The organism is Nocardia sp. NPDC047038, assembly GCF_040644075.1.
GTDB classification, from domain to species: domain Bacteria; phylum Actinomycetota; class Actinomycetes; order Mycobacteriales; family Mycobacteriaceae; genus Nocardia; species Nocardia sichangensis.
Genome location: NZ_JBEYVQ010000023.1, coordinates 67,268 through 90,887, shown reverse-complemented (window position 1 = coordinate 90,887; position 23,620 = coordinate 67,268). Strand labels below are relative to the sequence as shown.

Here is a 23,620-nt window from a genome sequence, read left to right as displayed (position 1 = left end):
CTCCACACGGGGGGTGAAAAGGCCGGAACCAAAAAATATTTGGCACTGACATTCATCGACACACTATTGAGTTCTCAAAGAACACACGCACACACATCCGGGCCAGTCTCGACCAGACCTTCTGTGAGGCAACTTTCCCAGCCTAACCAAGCAACCAACCGAAGTCAAGACCATCGGCCGATCTGCGTCATACTGGGCTGACAGGCGCTCCTCGTACTACCTCGTTTCCCAGTCCTGCTCGGCGTTTCCGCTTCGCTCGGCTCCGGGTCGGAGTCCGTGTCGCTCTGACTTGGACTAAGTTACGCGGCGGATAACGCTACGTCAAATCGCCTGAACAACTTGGCGTTTCCGCAGGTCAACGGTGCGCGATCGGAGTGATCGGCGGCTTGAATCACACGGATGTGATTCAAGCCACCGCGACCGTCATGCGCCTGCCCGAAGAACCCCCGCCAGGTTCTTCTTGCCGCGCCGCAGCACGAGCCAGCGTCCGTGCAGGTAGTCGGCCTCGGCAGGCGTCCATTCGATGTCGGAGATCTTCGCGTTGTTCACGGCGGCGCCACCCTCGTTCACCGCACGCCTGGCGGCGCCGCGGCTCTCGCACAGGCCGGTCGCGACGAGCAGATCCACAATGGTGTTCGATTCACCCGCCTTGATCTGCGCGACCTCACCGTCGACGGCGGCTTCGCGCAGGGCCGCGCCGAGCGTCGCCTCGTCGAGCTCACGCAGTTCACCTCGGCCGAACAGCGCCTGGCTGGCCAGTTGCACCGCATGGGTGTGGGCCTCGCCATGGACCAGGGTGGTCATCTCGGCGGCCAGCCTGCGCTGCGCCTCCCTGGCGTGCGGGCGCTCGGCGGTCGCCCGCTCGAGTTCGTCGAGTTCCTCGCGGGACAAGAAGGTGAACCAACGCAGGTAGCGCACCACGTCGGCGTCCGCCGTGTTCACGAAGTACTGGTACCAGGCGTACGGGCTGGTCATCTCGGGATCGAGCCACAGGCTGCCGCCGCCGGTGGACTTGCCGAACTTCTTGCCGTCCGCCGAGGTCACCAGCGGAACGGTCAAAGCGTGCACGGCCGCGCCGTCGACCCGGCGGTTGAGTTCGACGCCCGCGATGATGTTGCCCCACTGGTCGGAGCCGCCGACCTGCAGCGTGCAGCCGTAGTTGCGGCGCAGCTGCAGGTAGTCGTTGGCCTGCAGGAGCATGTAGCTGAACTCGGTGTAGGAGATGCCCTCGCCGTCCAGTCGTCGCTTGATGGTGTCGCGCGCCAGCATGACGTTCACCGAGAAGTGCTTGCCGATATCGCGCAGGAAGTCGACGGCGGACAGCGGCCCGGTCCAGTCCATGTTGTCGGCGATGACCGCTCCGGTCGGGGAGTCGTCCAGGTCGACGAAACGCTCGAGCTGGGAGCGGATCCGCTCGGCCCAGCTCGCGACGGTGTCGGTGGAGTTCATGGTCCGCTCGCCGACGTCGCGCGGGTCACCGATCAACCCGGTGGCGCCACCGGCCAGCACGATGGGTCGATGTCCGGCGCGCTGGAAACGCTTCAGCGCGAGCAACGGCACCAGATGGCCCGCGTGCAGGCTGGCCGCGGTGGGATCGAAGCCGGCGTAGAGAGTCAGCGGCCCGGCGGCCGCCGCCGCACGCAAGGCATCCAGGTCGGTGGACTGCGCGATCAGACCGCGCCAGGTCAGTTCGTCGATGATGTCGCCGCTCACGATGTCCTATCTTTCCGCACGAGGTTCGGGGCCACGTGTGCACCTCGGTCTCGGGCGCGCGGCGGTGTCGGTCGAATGATTTACCTGCGAGCGGTCGAGGTGTCCGCCCGACCCGTTCGCGGAGACGGATCGCCGTCCGGTCTCGCCGCGTTCGGTGAACGAGCACAGGTGCGAGGTTCCGTGCCGCATCGGACCGCTACGCGGCGCTCGCCGCACTCGCGCGAGAGTCGTGGTGGATGGCCGAGGCTCGCGGTCGAGACGGTCGTTCGACGACGAGCCCGGCAGAGTGATCGACGGTAGCGAGCACCTGGTGAGCGCACCGACCCAGAGCGCCCCAGGCGTCCACCGCGACGTATTACCCCGTAATGCGCATCGACGGTCGGTGGACCGGAGTCCACCGACCGTCCACTACGCGTGCACTCAGCGCGGCAGCATTTCCCGGACCGCGGCGATGCTGTCCCGACGCTGGTAGGCGATCAAGGCGAACACGACGGCCAGCACCAGCGGGAACGGAGCCAGCGCGGGAGCGCCCAAGAGGAATGCCTGGGTGGCGGCCGCCAGCACCATGGTGACCGAAAGGCCGGAAGCGGCGAGGCCACTCAGCCGCGGCACGAGCAGACCTGCGCCGCCCGCGACCTCGACCAGGCCGGTGAGGTACCGGAACCAGTCGCCGAACCCGATCTCGTGGAAGATCCGCACCGCGTCGGACTGACCCACCAGTTTCGGCAGGCCCGAGGCGATGATCAGGAACAGGCCGAGCAGGATCTGCAGGGTCCACAGGGTGCGGTTGAGCACCTTGCCGGGGCGGGCTACGGCGACGGTACCGGTGGTGGTGGTGGCGATGGCGGTCATGGTTCTGTCCTTCGGGTCGGTGGCGCCGGGTTGGTGGCGCGTTCACCTGATAGGACGGGAACCTTCGCGAAAACTCATCGCGCCGCGGCGAAAGTCTCGACGAGCCGTCAGACCGACTGCGCGGCGGACAACGGAGCGCGCGGACTGCGCCGGTACACCGACACCGCCCGCGAACCCGGAAGCCAGAAACGCCACGGCACATCCGCCGCGCTGCTGACGCCGACCCGTGGGCCACTCGCGATCTCGGCGGCGTCGACGGGGCTGTCCAGTTCCAGCCGGATCGGCGACGACGGATCGAGCAGCGGAGTTCCGTAGTCGCTCAGAGTGATTCCCAGCGCACCGCCGAGATTGCCCGGGCCACGGGCCAAGTCGAGATCGGATCGGGCGCCGGGACGTCGCGCGCGCGCCGTCTCCAGTCCCGCGACGACCTCGCCGGAGCGGATGAGCGCGGCGCTGGCGATGCCGTCCGGTCCGCTCGTCACGTTGATGCAGGTGTGCATGCCGTAGCTGAGGTACACGTACAGCACACCGGCGGGGCCGAACATGACGCCGTTGCGCTTGGTCCGGCCGCGACCGGAATGCGATGCCGGATCCGGCCACGGCCCGGCCGGGTCTCCCCCGTAGGCCTCGACTTCGACGATCCGGACACCGACCGGGCCTGACCACAAGGTAGCCCCGAGCAGACGGCGGGCGGCGGCGGGAGGTTCGACGGCAAGTTCCTCGACAGATTGGGCACACACAGCCGCCATTGTCCTCGACGGCGACAACGGAGGCGGGGCAGCGCAGCCGCTCGGCACGCGTAACGCCTCGGCACGAACGATCGCGACGAGGACATGACGGCGTGCCATGTGGCGTGAGCGCCGATGCGCACAGACCGACCCGACCCGCGAGGACCAGCGGAAATCGTTGACCCGGCCGACCGGAGCAGGCAATGGGCGCATTCAGAAGTACGCGCTGTGCTCGCCCGACCGCAATGTGAGCAAGTCGTCGGCGATCACGGCGGCGTACGCCACGATCACGATCGCGGCCAGTTGCGCCCAGGAGACCCAGTAGACGCCGATCGGGGTGGTGGCCGCCACCGCGAGCGCCGCGAGCAGGCGCGCCCAGGGACGCGGCAACCGCAGTGCCAGGCGGAAGAAGAACTGACCGAGGAAGTACAGCGCGACGCCGCCGGAGAGCGCGGCGGCCACGGCGACCGGGCTCGCCACGCCGCCGCGGGCGATGCTCATCTGGATGCCCGCCGCGGCCACGATGACGCCGATCAGCAGTGGGTACAGGGCGTAGCCGTAGGCCAGTACGGCCGGCCGGGACCGTTCCCGGTCCGGCACCGCGGCCAGCGCGTGCTCGCCGCGCTCGTCGTCGACGCCGAAGTACGCCCACCACAGGACGTAGGCCAGGCAGAGACCGAGGCCGACGGTGGCGATCAACTCCGGCGTGATCCGCTCTCCGGCCAGCCCGGCGCCGATGGCGACGAGGGATTCGCCGATCGCGACGATCACGACCAGCCCGTGCCGCTCGCAGAAATGACTGGCTCGGACCACGAAGTCGCCCGTGTCGACCAGATAGGGGCTGATCACCTGCACCGCGAACGCCGATATCCAGCAGGCGTACTGCACCCAGTCGTGCACGAACCCACCCGCCAGCACGAGGGCGGCGGCCAGGGCGTTGAGCGGGGCGATCCGGCGGATCGCGGTGGTCGCCGACGTGCCGCCCGCCGAGGCGAACAGCGCGGTATGCACGGCGGTGACCAGGACGTATCCGAACCCGAAGGCGATGCCGGTGCCGTGGAACGCGTCCGGGATGGCCAGAGCGAGGACGAAGAAGGCGAACATGCCGACCAGCAGCCAGGTCCGCCGGGCGGAACTGTTCGGCGCGACCTCGTTGGTGAGCCACACGTAACCGGAATACATCCACCAGATCACCCCGAACAGCAGCGCCACCTGCGCGAGTGCCTGCCAGCCTGGATGGTGTGTGTAGACGTGCGACAGCTGGGTGATGGTGAGAACGAAGACGAGATCGAAGAACAGCTCGAGCGTCGAGGCCCGTACCTGTCCGCCGTCAGCGGACAGGGCACTCTGGTTGGTCACGGCTGGAGCCTAGAACGGCGGAAGATCACCCGAGCGCGTCGGTGCCCATGGAAAGGCCCTTCAGCTTGTACGGGTTGACCTGGAACCGGAGGTTCTGGATTCGTCCGTCGACGATGTCGTAGGTGAACGCGGCCACCGGGGAGCCGCCGATGAATACGAGCGCGCCGAGTTCACCGTTGATGCAGGCGGATTCGAACACGAAGCCCGCGACGACCGGCTTGGCCAGCACGCCGAGGATCCAGCGGGCCACGTGATCGGGTCCGTACAACGGTCGGCGCGCCGCGGTGACCACGCCGCCGCCGTCCGACCACGACGTGACGTCCGGGGCGAGCAGATCCATCAGCGCGTTGAGATCGCCGCCGGAACAGGCGGCCATGAATCGGGCGGTGACATGGTCGCGCTGCGCCTTGTCGGTGTCGAACCGCGGCCTGCGGGATTGCACGTGCTGCTTGGCGCGGTGCGCGATCTGCCGGATCGCGGGTTCCGGCCGGTCCAGGGTCTCGGCGATCTCGGCGTGCGTGTAGCCGAAGACCTCGCGCAGCAGGAAGACCGCGCGTTCGACGGGACTGAGCGTTTCGAGAACCACCAGCATCGCCGTGGACACGGTGTCGGCCAAGTCGGTCTCCTCGGCGATGTTCGGTGCGGTGAGCAACGGCTCGGGCAGCCAGGGGCCCACGTAGTTCTCGCGGGTGGCCTTGGCCGAGGTGAGCCGGTTGAGCGACAGGTTGGTGACCGTGCGCACGAGGTAGGACTTGGGTTGCCGCACCGTCGACCGATCGGTGTCGTTCCACTTCAGCCAGGCGTCTTGGAGGACGTCCTCCGTATCGGTGACGGTCCCCAGCATCCGGTACGCGGTGGCGAACAGCAGACGTCGGTGTTCGAGAAACGGGTCCTGCTCGGTTGTCCGGTCCGTCATGGCTGAATTCTCCTGGTGGCGCGGCCACCTTTCGACAGCGCGACCGACACCGTCATCCGCTTGCTCAGCGCGAAGGTCGGTATCGGGCTGCTGCTGACGGTCTCCTTGTAGATGACGGCGGCGCGTCCGGCCAGGTAGCCGCGGCGCGGGCGGTCGTCGGCTTTGGTGAACTGGATGACCGCGTCCTTGCGGCCGAGGCTGACCGGCTGGTGGAAATACCCGAAGCGGAACGGCCGCACGCGCTTGCCGCGCAGTTGCCGCGCGATGACGTCGGCGGTGTAGGCGGCGGTAGGCATCCCACTCTGGCAGGTGCCGTGGATCTGCCCCCACGCTTGACGGACCGCGGCGGCGTCGCCGATGGCGTGGACGGCCGGATGCGACACCGACCTCAGGGTCGGGTCGACCACGATCAGCCCGTGCGCGTCGGTCTCGATGCCCGCCCGCGCGGCCAGCGGTGACACGCGAACACCCGCCGTCCACAGCGTCAGGTCGGTGGGCACCAACTCGCCACCGGCCAGTTCGACGGCGTCGGGCAGCACCTTCACCACGGCCCGGCCGGTCTCGCGGGTGACGCCGAGGCGATCGAGCGCACGATGCAGGTACGCGCGGGCGTTCGTCCCCATCATGGCCCCGAGCTCGCCGGTGCTGATCAGGGTGACGCGCGCGCCGGGATGACTCTCGGCGATCTCGGCCGCCGCCTCGATGCCGGTGAGGCCGCCGCCGCAGACCGCGACGGCGCCGCCGCGCGCCGCGACCTCGGTGAGGCGCTCGGCGAACCGGTGTGCGGTGGCGGGGTTGTCGAGGGTCCACGCGTGGTCTGCGGCGCCGGGCACGATGGTCGTGTCCGCGGTGCTGCCCAGGGCGTAGATCAATTCGTCGTAGGGAAGACGAGTCGTCTCGTCGACGGTCACCTCTTGGTTCACCGGATCGATGGCCGTGGCCCAGCCCTGGACGAAGGCGACCCCGGTGCCTTCCAGCAGCGCGGGAATCCGGTGGTCCGCGAGTTGCTGACCGGCGGCCACCTGATGCATGCGCAGACGCTCGGTGAATCGGGCCGAGGGGTTGACCAGCGTGATCCGGACGTCGAGCGCTCGGGTGCGCCGGGCCAGCCGCACGGCGGCGAGCATGCCGGTGTAGCCGCCGCCGAGGACGACGATGCGATGTTCGGTGTTCATGGCAGTGCTCCAATGGTCGGGTCACCGGGGCAGGAATGGCGGATGGTGACGACCATGGGACAAATGACCGGACCCGGACGTGACACCCCGGGCTGTGTTCTGGGTCACAGTACACCGGCCGCTTCCGATCGGTGCGTGATCCCGCACCCGGAAAGTCCGGACGCGGGCATCAGGGGTGGACCGGGGTGGAAATAGGGATGCTCCCGGATGCGTTGGGGCACTTGCCATTTCTACCGTCGGTCCATGCTTTCGGATTTCCGGCCGCGCAAGCGGCGGTGGTTGCTCATCGTTGTCGTCTGCGTCGCGGCGTTGCCGGTCCTCGTGGTCGGTGGCGTCGCCTGGGTCTACGCCCGAGCGGACGTGTCCACGGTCGGGAAGACGGAATTCCGGAACGAACTCGCCATTCCTCCGCTGGCGCCGTCGCGGGTGGGCGCCGACGGGACGCGCACGTTCGAACTCGACATGCGCGCCGGGCGAAGGGAATTCCAGCCCGGCCGGACTACGGAGACGTGGGGATTCAACGGCGACTACCTCGGGCCGACGCTGCGGGCGCGGCGCGGGGAGAACGTGGCCGTCACCGTGCGCAACACGTTGCCGGAGGCCTCCACCGTGCACTGGCACGGCATGCACCTGCCCGCGGCAATGGATGGCGGGCCGCACCAGATGGTGGCTCCCGGCGCGGCGTGGACGCCGCAGTGGACCATCGATCAACCGGCCGCGACGCTCTGGTATCACCCCCATCCGCACGGTGCGACCGAAACGCACGTGCGCCGCGGACTGGCGGGTATGTTCCTGCTCGACGACGAGGTGTCCACCGCCTTGCCCCTCCCCTCCGACTACGGGGTGAACGATCTGCCGTTGATCGTCCAGGACGTGCGGTTCGACGGCGCTGCGTTCGACTCCGCGCATGCGATGTTCCGCGACGTCGGGTTTCTCGGCGATCGGACGATGGTCAACGGAACGCTCGCGCCGTACCGCGACGTCGGCGACGAACTCGTCCGGTTGCGTCTGCTCAACGCCTCGACCGCGCGGATCTATACCTTCGTCTTCGCCGACGGGCGGCCGTTCTCGCTCGTCGCGACCGACAGCGGGCTGATCGAAAGACCGAGCACCGTGGACCGGCTTCGGCTGTCACCGGGCGAGCGGGCGGAGATCGTGGTCCGGATGCGGCCGGGCGAGCGCACCGTGCTGCGCGGCGGCGAACTCGACGCCGGGCTGGATTTCTGGACTCAGCGGTTCTCCGGCGGCGACGACACTTTCGACATCCTCGAACTACGCGCGGCAAGTACGTTGCGGCCCGCGCCGGAACTCCCCGCGATCCTGGCGTCTCCGACCACCCCGGACGGCGGTGATTCGGTGCTAGAACGGCATTTCGACCTGAACCTGGCTGGGATCAACGGCAGGCCGATGGCCATGGACCGCATCGATTTCGCGGTCACGCGCGGCACGGCGGAGACCTGGGTGGTGCGCAACAACGACGGCATGCCGCACAACTTCCACATCCACGACGTGCGATTCCGCGTGCTCGCGGTGGACGACGAGCCGCCGCCCCCGGCACTGACCGGCCCGAAGGACACCGTCTTCCTGCCGCCGAACAGCACGGTCCGGCTGGCGATGCGCTTCGACGGCCCGGCCGATCCGGACGCGCCGTACATGTATCACTGCCATCTGCTCTGGCACGAGGACCTCGGAATGATGGGCCAGTTCGTGGTCGTGAACCCGGGCCAGGCGGCGGGAACACCGCCGGTGCGGCACGGCCACTGATTCCGGGGAAAAGCACTCTTGCCGGTCGAGCGCGAGCGCGCTAAATTCATCGTACAGTGAATTCAACACTCGATGAATTGAGGCGACCGTGTCGCAAGCCAGCCCCTCCCCCGCCGTCGAGGTACGAGATCTGCGGGTCCACCGCGGCGGCCGTGAAGTCCTGCACGACGTCTCGCTGGTCATCCCGCGCGGCTCGATCACCGGGCTGCTCGGTCCGTCCGGATGCGGCAAGACGACGCTGATGCGCAGCATCGTCGGCACCCAGGTCATCGAATCGGGTGAGGTCACCGCGCTCGGCCACCCGGCGGGCTCCCCGACGCTTCGCCATCTGATCGGGTATGTCACGCAGGCGCCCAGCATCTACAACGACATCAGCGTCCGGGAGAACGTCGCGTACTTCGCCGCGCTCTACGGCCGCGATCGCGCCGACGTGGACGACGCGATCACGGCGGTGGGCCTGGCCGATCACGCCCAGCAACGCGGCGACGAACTCTCGGGCGGCCAGCTGACGCGGGCGTCGCTCGCGTGCGCGCTGGTCGCCCAGCCCGAACTGCTGGTGTTGGACGAACCGACCGTCGGCCTGGATCCCGTGCTGCGCGTCGAGTTGTGGAAGCAGTTCCACGAACTGGCCGCGAACGGGACGACATTGCTGGTCTCCAGCCATGTCATGGACGAGGCCGAGCACTGCGACCGGCTGCTGCTGATGCGCGACGGTCAGTTGCTGGCCCAGCTCAGCCCCGACGAACTGCGCGCGCAGACCGGCGAGCAGAACTTGGAAACCGCCTTCCTCACCCTTATCACGATGGGACAGAACGCATGACCGCCATCTCGGAAGCCGCGCCGAAGCGGACGCCGACGCTGCGCCCCTACGCCGCGACCACCGGCCGCATCCTGCGGCAACTGCGCAACGACCACCGCACCGTCGCCATGATCCTGGTGGTCCCCGCCCTGCTGATGGCGCTGCTGTATTTCATCTACAAGGACACTCCGACCAACCCGCTGAATCCGGTGCCGCTGTTCGACCGGGTCGGCATCAGCATGCTCGGCATCCTGCCGTTCATCGTGATGTTCCTGATCACCGCGATCGCCATGCAGCGGGAACGCACCTCGGGCACGTTGGAGCGACTGCTGTCGACGCCGCTGACGAAACTCGACCTGCTCGCCGGATACGGCACCGCGTTCTCGCTGGCCGCCGCCGCGCAGGCGATCGTCGCCTGCTTGGTCTCGTTCGGTTTGCTCGGACTGGGCTCGGCGGGCAGCCCCGCGTGGGTGGTGCTGATCGCCGTCGTCGACGCGGTGTGCGGGGTGGCGCTGGGTCTGCTGGCGAGCGCGTTCGCCCGCACCGAATTCCAGGCCGTACAGTTCATGCCGGTCGTGGTCGCCCCGCAGATCTTCTTGTGCGGCTTGCTCGTTCCCCGCGGCCAGCTGCCCGATTGGCTGGAGGTGATCAGCAACGTGATGCCGTTGAGCTACGCGGTCGACGCGCTGCAACAGGTGTCGACGCATCCGGAGGTCACCGGCCAGATGTGGCGCGATCTGGCCATCGTCGCCGGGTTCGCGATCGTCGCCCTGTGCCTCGGCGCGGCCACGCTACGACGGCGGACCGCGTGACGGCAGGCAACGGCACCGAGCGTCCCGCTCGCACCGGCCGCCGACCCGGGCAATCGGGCGCCCGCGAGGCCATCCTCGCGGCCGCCCGCGCCCGGTTCGCGGATATCGGCTTCGACAAGACCTCCGTGCGCGCGGTCGCCACCGACGCCGGGGTCGATCCCGCTCTGGTGCATCACTACTTCGGCACCAAGCAACAGCTCTTCGCCGCGGTGGTGGAGTTGCCGGTGGATCCCGAGGCGACCTTGCGCGTCATCGAGGCCGCACCGCTGGACCGATTGGGCGAGACCATTCTTCGCACGGTGGTCGCCGTGTGGGATTCGCCCGCGGGTCCCGGCGTGGTCGCGATGGTGCGCAGTGTCCTGGCCGGCAGTCACGATCCGTCCCTGGCCAGGGCGTTCCTCTTGGAGGTCGTGCTGGAACGCGTCCGCAGGCGGATCGCCACCCCGCAGGACGACGGCCGCGCCCGGATCAGCCTGGTCGCCTCGCAGATGATCGGCGTGCTGGTCGGCCGCAAGGTCATCGGAGTGGAACCGCTGGCCTCGATGTCCGCCGCCGACCTGGTCGCCGCCGTGGGCCCGACGCTGCAGCGCTATCTGACCGGTGACATCGGCCAGGAACCGGTGTCCCGGTGACCGCGACGAGGGGACGCCGGGGCCGTCACTCCACGACTTCGACGACGTCACCGGGCCACAGGTACTCGTAGAACGCCTTGGCACCCTCGTAGGTCATCCGGACGCAGCCGTGCGACTTCTTCTCGATCGGACCGACATGGAAGGCGATGTCGCCGTTGAAGAAGGTCGCGTACTCCATCGGAGCGTTGTGCATGGTGCTCCAGTGGAACTCCTTCTTGAACGAGACGTGGAAGACGCCGGGCGGTGTCTCGTATCCCGGCATGCCGTGCGAAATCGGCGTCGGGCCGTAGACCACCTTGCCGTCGTCCATCAGCCACGCCTCATTGGTGGACAGCCGCATGCACGCACGGGCCGCGGTGGAACACGGCGCCACGGCCGGCGGGGGCGGCGGAGGTGGGATGAGCGCGGGCAAACCGGGGATGTCCGGGCCACCCGGCCACAGTGGCTCGGCCTGCGCGGGCGTCGCCATGGCGAATCCCGCCGCCGCGACTGCGCAGGCCATCGCGCATCGAGCCGTCCAATTACGTAAACGCGAATCGCTCATGACGTTCCCGACCTCTCTCTCATACGCCACCTGTGCGCTGATCAGGTCGGTCGCAACGCCCCTGTGCTGGAGCGAGATGACCGTCTCGAAGTGCAAATGATCATGGCGGAGCCGGCTTCGAACGGTCAATGGACGCAAAACGACCGTGACGCATCCGTTGCCGCGCAGTGGGCGAGTCGTGAGAGAAAGGGGACGGCCGCGCGGAGGGTCAGGCGTCGCCCTGAGCGGTGAACGCTTCGTGCTCGGCGTCGGTGACGTCCCTGGCTTCGTCGACGAGCAGCACCGGGATGCCGTTCTCGATCGGGTATGCCCGCCGCAGGCGCGGGTTGTAGAGCAACGCGCTGTCGTCGGCGGCGCGAACCAGCCGCAGCGGGCCCTTGTCCTGCGGGCAGGCCAGCAGGCTCAGCAGTGTGGCGTCCAGGGTGGTGTGCTCAGGCATATCAGGAACCTACCTTCCGGCCGGGCCGGAACGAGAACCGTCCGCATCGGGGGCGGGCGTCCGGCGGAACGAGATGTGGCGATGACCGAAGAAGCTGGCGCCCGCCACCAGCGCCATCACCGCGATCGCCGACGGAATGCTCGGCAGGTGCAGCACCGAGACGCCCAATTGGAGCAGCACCATGTTCAGCACCAGTCCGCCGGAGTTCACCGCGACGAACGCGACGAAATCCCGCACCGTGCGCCCGCGCACCCGGAACACCAGGGTCCGGTGCAGGACGAACGCCGCGAACACGCTGATCGAGTAGGCCAGGGCGGGCGCGAGCGCGGCGGGCGCCCGATCGCCGAGTACCGCCAGCCACAGCACCGTCAGCGCCATGCCGAGGCCCGTGTTCACCATGCCGACGATGGCGAACGCGATCTCTTGCCGACGCACCAGGCGCAGCAGCGGACCCGGGTCCGCGCTCTGGGCCCCGGAACCCGTCTCGGCCGTGGCACCCGCGGCATCGAAGCGCCGCGCGTCCGATGCAGGCGCGCCGACGTCGTCCGCCGCATCCGCGCTCATCGGGCGGCGTCGGCCAGGTGGGTTTCCGGCGTCACGGCAGCGTCGAGCGGGGACGGCTCGTCACCGGAACCTTTGTCGAGCCGCCGCCTGCCGCGCAGATACGCCCACTGCGACAGGCCGACGATGAGCAGGCCGAGCAGTGCCGCGGCGGCGCCGATCCGCCACCCCGGCGGCTGCCACGACACCACCAGGTCACCGGAGCTGCCAGCCGGAAGATCCACGGCGACAAAAGTTTTCGCCACCAGCGTGGAGGGTGTCTCGCGACCGTCGAGCGTCACCCGGTAACCGGGCCAGCCGAGCCGCGCGAAGACGATTCGGCCGCCCTCCGTGGAACTCACCCGCACCCGGCTGGTCGTGTCCGACTCCCCGACCGAGGTGGCAGTCACGCCCTGGGTGGCGGCGATCCGGCCGTCCCGCGCCGAGATCGAGCCGTCGGTGCGCTCCAGCACCGAGATGTACTTCTCGTGCCCGGGGTAGTCGACCCAGCGCCAGCCGGGCGGCGCGGGCTGGTCGCGCGCGTCCGGGTACAGAGCGCGATGCAGTACCACCCGGTCGACTTTCATCAGGTCGACGATGGTCCGGCCGGTGGTCGGCTCGGTCGCGAACGCGCGCCGGTAGGCATCGGGACAGACGCTGGTGTCCCAGCGCATGCACAACGTCTCGCCGAACCAGTAGTGCCCGTTGGGGGTGTATCCGCTGACGTAGGTCAGCTCGAGGTCTTTGGCGTAGTTGCCGAATACCAGCGATCCGTACGCGCCGGGCAGATTCCGTTCCTGCGGCGGGATGAGCATGCGGTCGCCGAGTTGCAATGTGGTGCCGGGGAAGTCGGGGAACGCGGCTTTCATCTCCGAGCGGTTCTCCGGCAGATTCCAGCCCATCGGCGTCGGTTGCGCGTCCCGCACCTGGAGGTACGCGATGGGGAAGACCGAAACGACGATCAGCGCGCACGCCGCGGCCACGCCCCGGCTGCGCCCGAGCCATACCGCGACGGCGCCGAGCGCGGCCACCCCGAGCGCCGCGACGACGTGCCGGATCACCTCGTGCGGCGCGGCCGAGAAAGTGCGCACCCACAGCAGGCCGATCAGCACCGCGGCCGCTGTGCCACGCCGCCGCCAGTCCCGCACGGTCGCGAAACGGCCGAGCAGCACGCACACCAGCACCAGCAGGCCGAGCGCGATCATCGGCAACACCCGCGCGGGCCAGCGCAACGGTCCGACCGCGCCGGGACCGGCCGTCCACATCAGCGCCATCACCGCGAACAGCCCGGGCGCGACGAGCTCACGCGCCGCGCCGAGCGCCTTGCGCCAGTCGACGAACGCCAGGGCGGGAATCAGGAACCACGCGATGTAGACCACCGGCATCGGCTGCACGTAGCCCCACCAGGAACTGAACGCGGGCAGCGTGCTGGGCAAGCTGGCGTTCAGCGACTCCGACCACGGCACCGTCAGGAACTGGTCGTTGTTGATCTGCGCGGTGCCGCGCCAGGTCACCTTCGCCGACAGCATGCTCGGCAGGTAGGTGGCCAGTCCGGCCAGCGCCGCACCGGCGGCGACGGTGAGCAGACGCACCGACGGACGCCACGCCTTCTGGTACACGAGTTCGCCGATCGCGACCGCGACCACCATCAGACCGGCCTCGACCGCCGGGAAGATGTACTGCACCGAGATGGCCAGATACAAGAAGACGAAGGTGGGAATCGGCCCGCTGCGCCCGCGGGCGTAGCGCACGCCGGAGGCCCAGGCGTGAGCCATCCAGGCGGTGCCGGTGAACGCGGTCATCCAGCTGGACTCGTCGAAGAACAGCAGCCATCCGGTGAACGGAATGGCGGCCCCCGCGACCGCCGCCCACGGCGCCTTCGCTCCGTAGGCCAGGCAGATCCGGTACACCCCGAGCGCCAGGATGATCGCGAAGATCAGTTTCACCACGGTGGCGTACAGCGCGAGGTTGTCGACCGAGGGCGCGATCAGATCGATCAGCAGTTGCGGCGGATTGAGCAGCCCGGCCTCTTCGATGGTGTAGTTGCCCGCCATCCAGTGCTCGGGGATCATGCCGGGCAATCGTCCCTCGCGCAGGTACCGGCCGAGCATCACCCACAGCGGCGCGTACTGCGATTCGGTGTCGTCGGTATAGAAATGCCGGACGTTGGCGAGTAGCACCGCACCGTATCCCGCGATGACCCCGAGCGCCGTGATGACGCCCCATGTGCAGACTTCGCGCGAAGGAAAGGTGCTACGTTCGGCCACGAGTTCCAGACCCTACCGTCACCGCGGTGCCGCTCCGGCAAGCCAGTACCGGGATGCCATTCGGTGACGCGTCATCCGGTCGCGTTCTCGGTCCGCGCCTCCGGCTTGCGGCGGAACGAAATGTAGCGATGGCCGAAGAAACTGACGACGGCGACCAGGCCCATCACCACGACGGCCGACGGAATCCGCGGCAGGTGCAGCACCGAGACCGCCAGCGACAGCAGCACCGTGTTCATCAGCAACCCACCGGAATTCACCACGACGAAGCCCGCGAAGTCGCGCAGCACCCGGCCGCGCACCCGGAACACGAGCGTCCGGTGCAGGACGAAAGCGACGACGATGCCGACGGCGTAGGCCAGCACGACCGCCACGGCGGGCGGCCACGCGTCACCCAGCACCGCCAGCCACACCACGGTCAGCGCGATCCCGAGCAGGGTGTTGCACGCGCCGACCAGCGCGAAGGCGACCTCCTGCCGCCGGACCACCCGCACCAGGAGTCCGGCCGGGGGCCCGTCGCCCACCGCGTCGGCGCCCACGGCGACCGGAGGCGGGTTCGTCGTCACGAAACGACGTCCGCCAACTGGCGATCCGGTTCGGCGGGCTCGGCGGCGGCGCTCTCCTCCGGCTCCTCGCGGCGCCGGGACCGGACGAACAGCCACTGCAGGACGCCGATGCCGAGCACACCCGCCACCACGGCGGCGATGCCGATCTTCCAGCCGGGCGGACGCCAGGTCAGCACCAGTTCGGCGTCCTGGGTGCCCGCGGGAACATCGACGGCGATGAAGGACTTGGCGACCGTCGTGATCGGAAGCGACTTGCCGTTCAACGTGACTCGGTACCCCGGCCAGCCCAGCCGAGCGAACACGACCCGGCCGCCTTCAGCCGAGGACACGCGCACCCGGCTGGTGGTGTCGGTCTCGGAGATCGATGTCGCGGTCGCTTTCTGGGTCGCCGTCACGCGGCCGTTCGTCGTCGAGATCGGTCCGCCGACGCGTTCCAGCACCGCGATGTAGCGCTCGTGCCCGGGATACTCGACCCACGTCCAGCCCTCGGGTGCGGGCCGGCCGGGCGCGTCCGGGAACAGCGCCCGCTGCACCACCACGCGGTCCAGGTTCATCAGATCGACCAACGGCCGCCCGGTGGTCGGCTCCGGCGCGAACATGCGCCGGTAGGCGTCCGGGCAGACACTGCCGTCCCAGCGCATGCACAGCAGCTCACCGAAGTAGAAATGGCCGCTGGGGGTGTACCCGTTGACGTAGTTCAACTCGAGTCCGCGGGCGTAGTTACCGAAGACGAGCGAGCCGTAGGCCGCCTCGATGCTCTTGTCCTGCGGCTGCAGCAGTCCGCGGTCGCCCAGCTGGATGGTGTTGCCCGCGAAGTCCGGGAACGCGGCCATCGCCTCCGAGCGCTTCGTCGGCAGATTCCACGACATCGGCGTGGGTTGCGCGGCATCGACCTGGAAATAGGCGATCGGGAACATCGCGACGATGGTCAGGGCGCACGCCGCCGCGGTGCCCTTGGTGCGCCCGAGCCACACCACCGCCGCCACCAGCGCCGCCAGCACCAGGGCCGCGATGACGTGCCAGATGGCGTCGTGCGGGTCGGCGGAGAAGGAGCGCACCCACAGCAGCAGGATCAGCACGCCCGCCGCGATGCCGCGGTTCTTCGGATCGCGGAACGTCCCGAAACGCCCCAGCAGCACGCACACCAGGACGAGCAGCCCGATGGCCAGCATCGGCAGCACGCGTGCGGGCCAGCGCAGCGGCCCGACGGAACCGGGGCCCGCGGTCCACATCAGCATCATGATCGCGAAGATCGCGATCGCGCTCAGCTCCCGCCACGCCTCCTTGGCTCGCCTCCAGTCGACGAACGCCAGGGCGGGGATCAGGAACCAGGCGATGTAGGTGACCGGCAGCGGCTGCACGTAACCCCACCACGACGTGAAGGCGGGCATCGAACTGGGCAGGCTGGCGTTCAGCGACTCCGACCACGGCACCGTCAGGAACTGGTCGTTGTTGATCTGCGCGGTGCCGCGCCAGGTCACCTTGGCCGACAGCATGCTCGGCAGGAAGGTCAGCAGGCCCGCGAGCCCGGCGCAGCCCGCCGCCAGCGTCAGCCGCAGCACCGGCTGCCACTTGCGCTGGTACACGAGCTCGCCCACGGCCACGGCCAGCAGCATCAGCACCGCTTCGACCGCGGGGAAGATGTACTGCGTCGAGATGGTCAGGTACAGGTAGACGAAAACCGGAACGGGCCCGCCTCGACCGCGCGTGTAGCGGACCGAGGCCGCCCAGGCGTGCACCATCCACGCGGTGCCGGTGAGCGCGGTCATCCAGCTGGCTTCGTCGAAGAACAGGAAGAAGCCCGACAGCGGCAGCGCGATACCCGCTACCGCCGACCAGGCGGGCCGCCCGCCGTAGACGAGGCAGACGCGGTACACGCCGAGCGCGGCGATGATCGAGAAGATCAGCTTCACGACGGTGGCGTACAGCGCGACGTTGTCCACCGAGGGCGCGATCAGATCGATCAGCAGTTGCGGCGGGTTGAACAGGCCCGCGTCGTCCATGGTGTTGTTGCCCGCCATCCAGTGCTCGGGCACCATGACCGGAAAATCGCCTGCGCGCAGCGCACGGCCGAGGCCGACCCACAACGAGGTGTACTGGGACTCGGTGTCGTCGGTGAAGAAATGCCGGGCGTTGGCGAGCAGGACAGCGAGGTAACCCGCGACCACTCCGAGCGCGGTGATGACCCCCCACCGGTAGACATCTCGCCGCGAATACGCGTCCGGCGGCGAGTCGAGCACTGCACTGTCCGTCACGAGTTCCAAACCCTACAGGGCGGCTCCCGGCTTGGCATCGGTCGCGGACGCCACCAAGATGAGGGCATGATCAGCTGCTCCGCTGGCCACCCGGCGCACCGTGCTAGAGTCCACACCGGTTCGGGCTCCGCAGTTCTGCCACGAGTACCGGCACGCACCGTCATCGAAAGTCGATCCAGCTGATGCCGATCCCACCCGCCCGCACACTCCGTTCCGGCGCCCCCGCGACGAACGGTGACCCGGCACGGCCCGGCGTGGACCGGCCGCACACGGTGTCGGTGGTCGTGCCGGTGTACCGGGGCGAGGACACGATCGCCGGTCTGGTCGCCGAACTGCACGATCTCACGCGCACCACCGAGACTCCCGGCGGCACCCCGTTCGTCGTCTCCGAGATCATCCTGGTGCACGACCACGGCCCGGACCGCTCCGACGTGGTGCTGCAAGAACTGCAACGGACCTATCCGACCGTGCGCACCGTCTGGCTCAGCCGCAACTTCGGCCAGGACGCCGCGACGATCGCCGGGATGTCGGCCGCGGCCGGTGACTGGATCGTCACCATGGACGAGGACGGCCAGCACGATCCCCGCTTCATCAGCACGTTCCTGGACACGGCGCTGGCGCAGCGCGCCGATCTGGTCTACTCCAAGCCGAGCAACACCAGGCCGCACGGCTTCCTGCGCAATCTGACCTCGCGCGGAGCCAAGCTGGTGCTCGCGACGCTGTTCGCGTTCCCGGATTCCACCCGGTTCGAGAGCTACCGGCTGATCCGCGGGGACATCGGCAGGCAACTGGCCGAGGTCGCGTCCAACGGCGTCTACCTGGACGTCGCGCTGACCTGGGTGGTCGGCGCCGTCGCGCAGGCGCCGGTGGTGCTGCGCGCCGAGGGCAGAGAGGAGTCCGGCTACAACTACCGCCGCCTGTTCTCGCTGTTCTGGAAGATGGTGCTGTGCAGCGGGACCCGCGGGTTGCGGCTGGTCAGCCTGCTCGGCGTCACCCTGGCGCTGGCCGGCGGCGTGATGGCCGCGGTCGTCGTGATCGAAGCGCTGACCACCGACGGCTGGGCGCCGGAAGGCTGGGCATCCACCATCGTGGTGCTGCTGCTGTGCTCCGGCGCCATCCTGTTCTCACTCGGACTCATCGCCGAGTACCTGGGCGTGGCGCTGCACATCCTGGTGGGCAAACCGCTCTATCTGACCGTCGAGACGCCGACACCGCGTCCGGCGGACACTTCGGAAATGACCGCGACCACCGCCAGCAGGGGGACCGACCGGGTTGAGCACTGACCGCGTCATCTTCAGCCGTCCGTACCGGGCGCGCCGGGAATTAGCGAATCTGGAGGCCGTGCTGGCCTCCGACCACAGCCACGGCGACGGACAGTTCACCGCGTCGGCCACCGCGAAGCTGAAGGCGATCACGGGCGCTCCACACGCCCTGCTCACCACCTCCTGCACATCCGCGCTGGAAATGGCGGGCCTGCTGCTGGAGTTGGGGCCCGACGACGAAGTGATCGTGCCCAGCTTCGCCTTCACCTCCACCGCCACCTCGATGGCGCTGCGTGGCGCCACGTGCGTCTTCGCCGACATCGATCCGGCCACCGGGAACCTGGACCCTGAGTCGGTGGCGGCCGTGGTCACCGAGCGGACGAAGGCCGTCGTGGTCATCCACTACGGTGGCGTCGCCGCCGACATGGCCGGACTGCTCGACCTGGCGAACACGCACGGCTTCGCCGTCGTGGAGGACAACGCGCACGGACTCGGCGGCACCTGGCGTGACCGGAAGCTCGGCACCATCGGCACGATGGGCACGCTGAGCTTCCACGACACCAAGAACGTGCACTGCGGTGAGGGCGGCGCGCTGCTGCTCACCGACGAGATCCTGATGGCGCGCGCCGAGATCATCCGGGAGAAGGGCACCGACCGGGCCCGGTTCCTGCGCGGCGCCGTGGACAAGTACTCCTGGCAGGACATCGGCTCCAGCTACCTGCCCAGCGAGCTGAACGCGGCCGTGCTCGACGCGCAGTTGGACGAGTTCGACACCATCCAGGCCGGACGCCACCGGGTGTGGGACGCCTACGCCGCCGCCCTGCCGGATTGGGCCGAGCGCAACGACGTCCGTCTGATGTCCGTGCCCGCCGATCGCGGGCACACCGCGCATCTGTACTACCTGCGGACCCCGAACGAGCGCCGCCGCGACGACCTGATCGCGCACCTCGCGGCGCGGGGTATCTCCGCACCGTTCCACTACATCCCATTGGATTCCAGCCCGGCCGGGTTCAAGCTCGGCCGCACGCCGCGGGCCTGCGCCCGCAGCGCGGAGTTCTCCGGAACCGTCGTGCGTCTGCCGCTCTGGCCGGATCTCACCGACGCGCAGGTGGCCCGCGTCGTGGACGCGGTCACCGCGTTCACCGTGTGAACCGGCCCGCACGCCGGTTCACGCGGTGAGTATGTAGAGCTTCTCCCGCCCGCCCGCGATGAGGGACTGCCGCGCCACCCGCGGGCCGTACGCCGTGAAGAACTCGTCCAGCGTCCGCTCGGTGAAGCGGTGCGCCTGCTCGCCGTCGCCCGCGTCGGTGAACCGCTTGCCGATCGTGGCGAGGACCGGATTGTCGCTGGTGGCCAGGTTGCGGACCGGTTCGGCGACGATCACCCGGTCGGTGGCCGCAGCGAGCATCCGATCGAGCAGCGGGCGCGGCTCGGGCAGGAAGTGGTAGAGGCTGGCCTGCATGATGACGTAATCGGCCGTGGGCAGCGCGTCGCCGGAATGCAAATTCCACACCTGGCCCCGCCCGCCCGCTTCGTTCACGCGCGCGACGAAACGCTCGTTCAGATCGAGCCCGGTGTAGTCGACCGACTTGTGGCGCAAGTAGCGGGTGTAGAGCGTCGCGGGTCCGCAGCACAGATCGACCACGCTCGCCCCTTCCGGGACGAGTTCCGCGATAGCGCGATACCGAGCCGTGTAGTGCTTGCCGTACAACCCGCGCATCAGGACCTCGTAGACGGTCCCGTTGCGGTAAATGAGGCTCGTTCCCACAGGCACTCACTATGCCATCGGTCGATGAATCCGGCTCTTCGGCAACATGTATCGCGTCAGCCACCGAGCAGCGCGCGCGCTTGGTCGTCGGTGAGGATCTCGTAGGCTTCCGATGCCCGGTTGTACCACCAGGTATCCGGTCCCGGCTCCGGCCTGCCCGCCGCCTGCACGGCGCGGGCGGACGGACGGAACGACGGGCTGCGCGGGATGTCGTCCACCACGTACACCAGGTCGGGCCGCTGGTCCGGGTCCAGCACCCGCAACGCCTCGGTGACATCCTTCGGGTCCAGGCGGAGACCTTCGCGCACGCTCACCGCGGCCACCGCGATGCAATGGTCGTCGACGTTCAGTCCGTAGGTGACTTCCATGTCCACGGCGGTGATGTCGTTGAGCACGTCGACGATCGGCTGACCGAAGACCGGTCCGCGCCGGGTGTGGATCACCGTGTCCGTGCGGTCCATCAGCCAGTAGTCGCCGTCGCTGTCGCGGCGGAACAGATTCTCCGTCGGCATCCAGGAGTCGCCCGCCGTGAAGACCCCGCGCAGGCCGCCCGCGGAGATGTCGACGCCGTCGGACGCCTTGCCGATCAGCAGACCCACCTCGTTGTCCGCGCAACGGCGGGCGTAGCCGGATCCGTCGACCAAGATGCGTTCGGTGAGCGGGTCGTAGGCGACCAGTTCCACCTTCGCGGTGCCGGGAACCGGCCTCCCCTTGCATCCGCGTTTCACCCCGGCCACGTTGGCCAGCACCACGTCACCCTCGATCGAGGCGTAGTACTCGAGCACGCGGGCGGGCTCGAATTGCTCCACGGTGCGCCGCCACAGTCCGGCGGGCATTCCGGAGCCGATGAACAAACGGATCGGGTGGCTGTGGCCGTCCGGGAACACCTCCGCGTCGAGGATGTCGCGCAGCATGGTCCAGGTGTAGGTCACCACGGTGACGCCGTAGCGGTGCACCTCCTCGGCGAAGCGCGCCGGGTCGAGCGACCGGGCCAGCGAGACCCGGCTGCCACCCGCGATCGCCCCGCCGAGACTGACCAGCAGCCCGGACGAATGATGCAGCGGCGCAAGGCAGTACACCGTGTCCCTGCGATTGAGATCGGCCGTGGTCGCGGTGCCGAACGCCGACAGCGCCCAGCGGTGGTTGGTGATGTACTTCGTCTCCAGCCGGTCACCGGTGCCGGTGACGAGCACGAACGCCAGCTCGCGCGCCAGACCGGGGTCCGGCCGGTACCAGGCGGGCACCCGCACCCGCGCCGGGTCGATCTGCTCGAGGTCGATCAGGCGGTCGGTCGTGGGCAGCGCCAGCTCGCGCGTGCTACCACCGCCGAGCACCAGCACCCTGGCGTCGGTCGCGGCGGCCTGCCGCAGATTCTCCGGATCGGAGATCAGCGTCTCGACGCCGGTGAGCTCGATCGCGCGGCGCAGGTCGCTGTGCGGGGCGAGCAGCACCGCCACCGCGCCCAGCCGCGACAGCGCCGCGACCGAGGCCAGCGCGCTGGGCCGGGTCTCCATCACCACGCCGACCCGCATGGCCGGGCGCACGCCCACCGAGATCAGGCCGCGCACCACGTTGTCGATGCGCTCGTTGACCGCCGCGTTGGTGTGCACGCGGTCGTCGAACAGGAAGAGGTCCCGCTGCGGCGCGCGGCGCGTCTGCTCGGTCAGCAAACGGCCGAGCGATATGCGGGTGTGCGGCTGGATCATGCCGAGGCGGGTCAGCCTGGGCAGAGCCCGCGCGGCCTCGCCCGCCAGTTCGATCGATCCGCGCACCGTGTTGCTCGCGATGCCTTCGAGGGCCTTGCCGACGCCGGTTCCCGCCTCGGCCAGCGTCGCGGCGGTGTGCACCACCCGGGTGGCCGCCGAGCGGGGGCGATTGCTGGGCACGTGCTCGGTCATCGGCACGATCTCAGGGGGCAGCGGCTTGTCGCCGTTCATCCATTCCACCCACTGCCGCACCAGCGGCCAGGTGTGTTTGCTGGCCATGCTTCCGGCCACCAGGCCGAAGTGGCCCGCGACCAATGTCGCCTCGTAGACCTCCGCGTTCGGCGCGGCCCGCACGATGCCGCGCACCGCGGCGGGCTGTCCGATGTCGTCGACCTCGCCGACGAACGCCAGGATCGGGCATTTCAGTTCGGCCAGCGAGATCGGGTGATCGCGAATCACGAAACCGCCGAGCATCAGTCGGTTGTGCGCGACGAATTGCTTGAGCAGATCCGCCGCGGCCGGGCCCGCGTAACCGACCCAGCCTTCGCTGTTGAGGAATCGGCGCTGGCGCTCCTTCGGCAACAACGCCTCGCGGTCGTGCAGCTGAAGCAGGAAGTCGATCCTCGACTTGGCCGTCTTCACCGGATCGAGCAACTGGAAGCCGATGCGCACCATGGAGTCGGTGATCGGCAACCGGGTGACCACATGATCGGCCAGGAAGTCCGCGACGTCGGAGACCATGCCGTAGGGCAGCCCGAACGGCATGCCCGCGACGATGTCGACCGGGCTGCCGAAGGTGACGATGCTGTCCACGCCCTTGCCGTACCGGTAGGCGGCGGTCTGGTAGGCGAACATGCCGCCCTGCGAGTAGCCCATCAGGTGCACGCCGCTGCCGGTGGCCTCGTTGACGGTGTCGATCGCGCTGTTGACGGCCAGCACGTGGTCGGCGAGATCGCGCTGCCAGCCGCCCTCCTCGCTGGCGGGCGAGCCGAAGTCCACCACCCAGCAGTCGATGCCGCCGCGGTGCAGGATCCCGACGGCGCCCTCTTCGGCGTTCACATCCCAGATGTCGGCGTTCACCATGAGCGGCGGGACCAGCACGGCCACCGGGCGCCCCGGCGTCGTGTCGTCGGGGAAGTAATGCCGCAGCCGGTACATGCGTCTGCGTTCCACGACCTCGAACGGCGAGGACGCCACGTCAGGGGTCAGTCCGCCGAAGCGGATGACCTCCAGGCCGTTCTGCGCGGTCGCCATCAACCGCTGTACCGAGCCCACCACAACCTTCGCATTCAACTTCACCATCGCTCCTGGCCCTACCCTAGAACGTGACCCGCATCACACACGGCGACGTGTTCAGACGAGCTTCCCACACCACTTGTCCATTATGTGTCCGCTGTGACACGTCACATGCCAGGTTGCCGCAGTCGGCTCCCTGACGGTCACGTATCGACGCGGAAACATTCCATCGCGGCAGCCCCGGCCACCGGCAACCCGGATAGGTCAGCGCCATCGGTGTGCCCGGGCGC

At 68.9% G+C, this 23,620-nt stretch carries 20 protein-coding genes; 6 read left to right on the top strand and 14 right to left on the bottom strand.

Features of this window, described 5'->3' with window-relative positions:
* Positions 1-423: 423 nt before the first annotated feature.
* The 6 genes from tyrS to ABZ824_RS36460 all read right to left on the bottom strand — a co-directional run bounded on the left by tyrS (position 424) and on the right by ABZ824_RS36460 (position 6,743).
* Positions 424-1,713, bottom strand: a complete 1,290-nt coding sequence (gene tyrS / locus ABZ824_RS36485; RefSeq protein WP_355080835.1) for a tyrosine--tRNA ligase — start codon at positions 1,711-1,713, stop codon at positions 424-426.
* A gap of 420 nt (positions 1,714-2,133) precedes the next feature.
* Complete coding sequence (locus ABZ824_RS36480; RefSeq protein ID WP_356969064.1) at positions 2,134-2,565, bottom strand: DoxX family protein; 432 nt, start codon at positions 2,563-2,565, stop codon at positions 2,134-2,136.
* Positions 2,566-2,672: 107 nt separating this feature from the next.
* Positions 2,673-3,314: a DNA-3-methyladenine glycosylase gene (locus tag ABZ824_RS36475; RefSeq protein WP_355080831.1), complete on the bottom strand. Its 642-nt coding sequence runs from the start codon at positions 3,312-3,314 to the stop codon at positions 2,673-2,675.
* 192 nt (positions 3,315-3,506) lie between these two features.
* Positions 3,507-4,652, bottom strand: a complete 1,146-nt coding sequence (locus ABZ824_RS36470) for a low temperature requirement protein A (RefSeq protein WP_356969062.1) — start codon at positions 4,650-4,652, stop codon at positions 3,507-3,509.
* A 25-nt stretch (positions 4,653-4,677) separates the two neighbouring features.
* Entirely contained in the window at positions 4,678-5,568 is an 891-nt protein-coding gene (locus tag ABZ824_RS36465; RefSeq protein WP_356969060.1) for an RNA polymerase sigma-70 factor, read from the bottom strand.
* Positions 5,565-6,743, bottom strand: a complete 1,179-nt coding sequence (locus ABZ824_RS36460) for an FAD-dependent oxidoreductase (protein WP_356969058.1) — start codon at positions 6,741-6,743, stop codon at positions 5,565-5,567. The genes ABZ824_RS36465 and ABZ824_RS36460 overlap by 4 nt, the downstream gene beginning before the upstream one ends.
* 243 nt (positions 6,744-6,986) lie before the next feature.
* On the opposite strand from ABZ824_RS36460, the gene ABZ824_RS36455 reads away from it, so the two are divergent.
* The 4 genes from ABZ824_RS36455 (at position 6,987) to ABZ824_RS36440 (ending at position 10,750) form a co-directional block, all read left to right on the top strand.
* A complete protein-coding gene (locus ABZ824_RS36455) occupies positions 6,987-8,507 on the top strand; it encodes a multicopper oxidase domain-containing protein (RefSeq protein WP_356969056.1) in 1,521 nt (506 codons plus the stop codon).
* 88 nt (positions 8,508-8,595) lie between these two features.
* Entirely contained in the window at positions 8,596-9,327 is a 732-nt protein-coding gene (locus ABZ824_RS36450) for an ABC transporter ATP-binding protein (protein ID WP_356969054.1), read from the top strand.
* Positions 9,324-10,118: an ABC transporter permease gene (locus tag ABZ824_RS36445; RefSeq protein ID WP_356969053.1), complete on the top strand. Its 795-nt coding sequence runs from the start codon at positions 9,324-9,326 to the stop codon at positions 10,116-10,118. Before ABZ824_RS36450 ends, ABZ824_RS36445 begins: the two co-directional genes overlap by 4 nt.
* Positions 10,115-10,750 carry a TetR family transcriptional regulator gene (locus ABZ824_RS36440; RefSeq protein WP_356969051.1) on the top strand — a complete coding sequence of 212 codons (636 nt, stop codon included), beginning with the start codon at positions 10,115-10,117 and terminating at the stop codon, positions 10,748-10,750. The genes ABZ824_RS36445 and ABZ824_RS36440 overlap by 4 nt, the downstream gene beginning before the upstream one ends.
* Before the next feature lie 25 nt (positions 10,751-10,775).
* Here the strand turns inward: ABZ824_RS36440 and ABZ824_RS36435 are convergent, their stop codons facing one another.
* The 6 genes from ABZ824_RS36435 to ABZ824_RS36410 all read right to left on the bottom strand — a co-directional run bounded on the left by ABZ824_RS36435 (position 10,776) and on the right by ABZ824_RS36410 (position 17,271).
* Positions 10,776-11,294 (bottom strand): L,D-transpeptidase, encoded by a 519-nt coding sequence (locus tag ABZ824_RS36435; RefSeq protein ID WP_355080817.1) that lies wholly within the window; start codon positions 11,292-11,294, stop codon positions 10,776-10,778.
* 208 nt (positions 11,295-11,502) lie between these two features.
* Positions 11,503-11,733, bottom strand: a complete 231-nt coding sequence (locus ABZ824_RS36430) for a Trm112 family protein (RefSeq protein ID WP_355080815.1) — start codon at positions 11,731-11,733, stop codon at positions 11,503-11,505.
* A gap of 9 nt (positions 11,734-11,742) precedes the next feature.
* Positions 11,743-12,297, bottom strand: a complete 555-nt coding sequence (locus ABZ824_RS36425) for a GtrA family protein (RefSeq protein WP_356969049.1) — start codon at positions 12,295-12,297, stop codon at positions 11,743-11,745.
* On the bottom strand, positions 12,294-14,540 hold the full coding sequence (locus ABZ824_RS36420; RefSeq protein WP_356969047.1) for a hypothetical protein: 2,247 nt from the start codon (positions 14,538-14,540) through the stop codon (positions 12,294-12,296). Before ABZ824_RS36420 ends, ABZ824_RS36425 begins: the two co-directional genes overlap by 4 nt.
* A 71-nt stretch (positions 14,541-14,611) precedes the next feature.
* Entirely contained in the window at positions 14,612-15,076 is a 465-nt protein-coding gene (locus ABZ824_RS36415; RefSeq protein ID WP_356969072.1) for a GtrA family protein, read from the bottom strand.
* A gap of 23 nt (positions 15,077-15,099) precedes the next feature.
* Complete coding sequence (locus tag ABZ824_RS36410) at positions 15,100-17,271, bottom strand: hypothetical protein (RefSeq protein WP_356969070.1); 2,172 nt, start codon at positions 17,269-17,271, stop codon at positions 15,100-15,102.
* 269 nt (positions 17,272-17,540) lie between these two features.
* Here ABZ824_RS36410 and ABZ824_RS36405 point away from each other — a divergent pair, with 269 nt between their 5' ends.
* Both ABZ824_RS36405 and rffA read left to right on the top strand, forming a co-directional pair.
* The gene (locus tag ABZ824_RS36405) at positions 17,541-18,641 is read left to right on the top strand and encodes a glycosyltransferase family 2 protein (protein ID WP_355080809.1); all 1,101 of its coding nucleotides are present in this window, start codon (positions 17,541-17,543) and stop codon (positions 18,639-18,641) included.
* Positions 18,631-19,770 (top strand): dTDP-4-amino-4,6-dideoxygalactose transaminase, encoded by a 1,140-nt coding sequence (gene rffA / locus ABZ824_RS36400; protein WP_356969045.1) that lies wholly within the window; start codon positions 18,631-18,633, stop codon positions 19,768-19,770. The genes ABZ824_RS36405 and rffA overlap by 11 nt, the downstream gene beginning before the upstream one ends.
* Positions 19,771-19,788: 18 nt before the next feature.
* On the opposite strand, the gene ABZ824_RS36395 is transcribed toward rffA, so the two are convergent.
* Both ABZ824_RS36395 and ABZ824_RS36390 read right to left on the bottom strand, forming a co-directional pair.
* Entirely contained in the window at positions 19,789-20,388 is a 600-nt protein-coding gene (locus ABZ824_RS36395; RefSeq protein WP_356969043.1) for a class I SAM-dependent methyltransferase, read from the bottom strand.
* A 56-nt stretch (positions 20,389-20,444) separates the two neighbouring features.
* Complete coding sequence (locus ABZ824_RS36390) at positions 20,445-23,396, bottom strand: acyl-CoA synthetase (RefSeq protein WP_356969041.1); 2,952 nt, start codon at positions 23,394-23,396, stop codon at positions 20,445-20,447.
* Positions 23,397-23,620 lie beyond the last annotated feature (224 nt).

What these genes read in the sequence shown, in the direction of transcription:
- ABZ824_RS36480 (WP_356969064.1), bottom strand. Translation starts at nt 2,565, where the DNA reads ATGACCGCCATCGCCACCACCACCACCGGTACCGTCGCCGTAGCCCGC.
- ABZ824_RS36475 (WP_355080831.1), bottom strand. Translation starts at nt 3,314, where the DNA reads ATGGCGGCTGTGTGTGCCCAATCTGTCGAGGAACTTGCCGTCGAACCT.
- ABZ824_RS36465 (WP_356969060.1), bottom strand. Translation starts at nt 5,568, where the DNA reads ATGACGGACCGGACAACCGAGCAGGACCCGTTTCTCGAACACCGACGT.
- ABZ824_RS36460 (WP_356969058.1), bottom strand. Translation starts at nt 6,743, where the DNA reads ATGAACACCGAACATCGCATCGTCGTCCTCGGCGGCGGCTACACCGGC.
- ABZ824_RS36455 (WP_356969056.1), top strand. Translation starts at nt 6,987, where the DNA reads ATGCTTTCGGATTTCCGGCCGCGCAAGCGGCGGTGGTTGCTCATCGTT.
- ABZ824_RS36445 (WP_356969053.1), top strand. Translation starts at nt 9,324, where the DNA reads ATGACCGCCATCTCGGAAGCCGCGCCGAAGCGGACGCCGACGCTGCGC.
- ABZ824_RS36435 (WP_355080817.1), bottom strand. Translation starts at nt 11,294, where the DNA reads ATGAGCGATTCGCGTTTACGTAATTGGACGGCTCGATGCGCGATGGCC.
- ABZ824_RS36430 (WP_355080815.1), bottom strand. Translation starts at nt 11,733, where the DNA reads ATGCCTGAGCACACCACCCTGGACGCCACACTGCTGAGCCTGCTGGCC.
- ABZ824_RS36425 (WP_356969049.1), bottom strand. Translation starts at nt 12,297, where the DNA reads ATGAGCGCGGATGCGGCGGACGACGTCGGCGCGCCTGCATCGGACGCG.
- ABZ824_RS36405 (WP_355080809.1), top strand. Translation starts at nt 17,541, where the DNA reads ATGCCGATCCCACCCGCCCGCACACTCCGTTCCGGCGCCCCCGCGACG.
- ABZ824_RS36390 (WP_356969041.1), bottom strand. Translation starts at nt 23,396, where the DNA reads ATGGTGAAGTTGAATGCGAAGGTTGTGGTGGGCTCGGTACAGCGGTTG.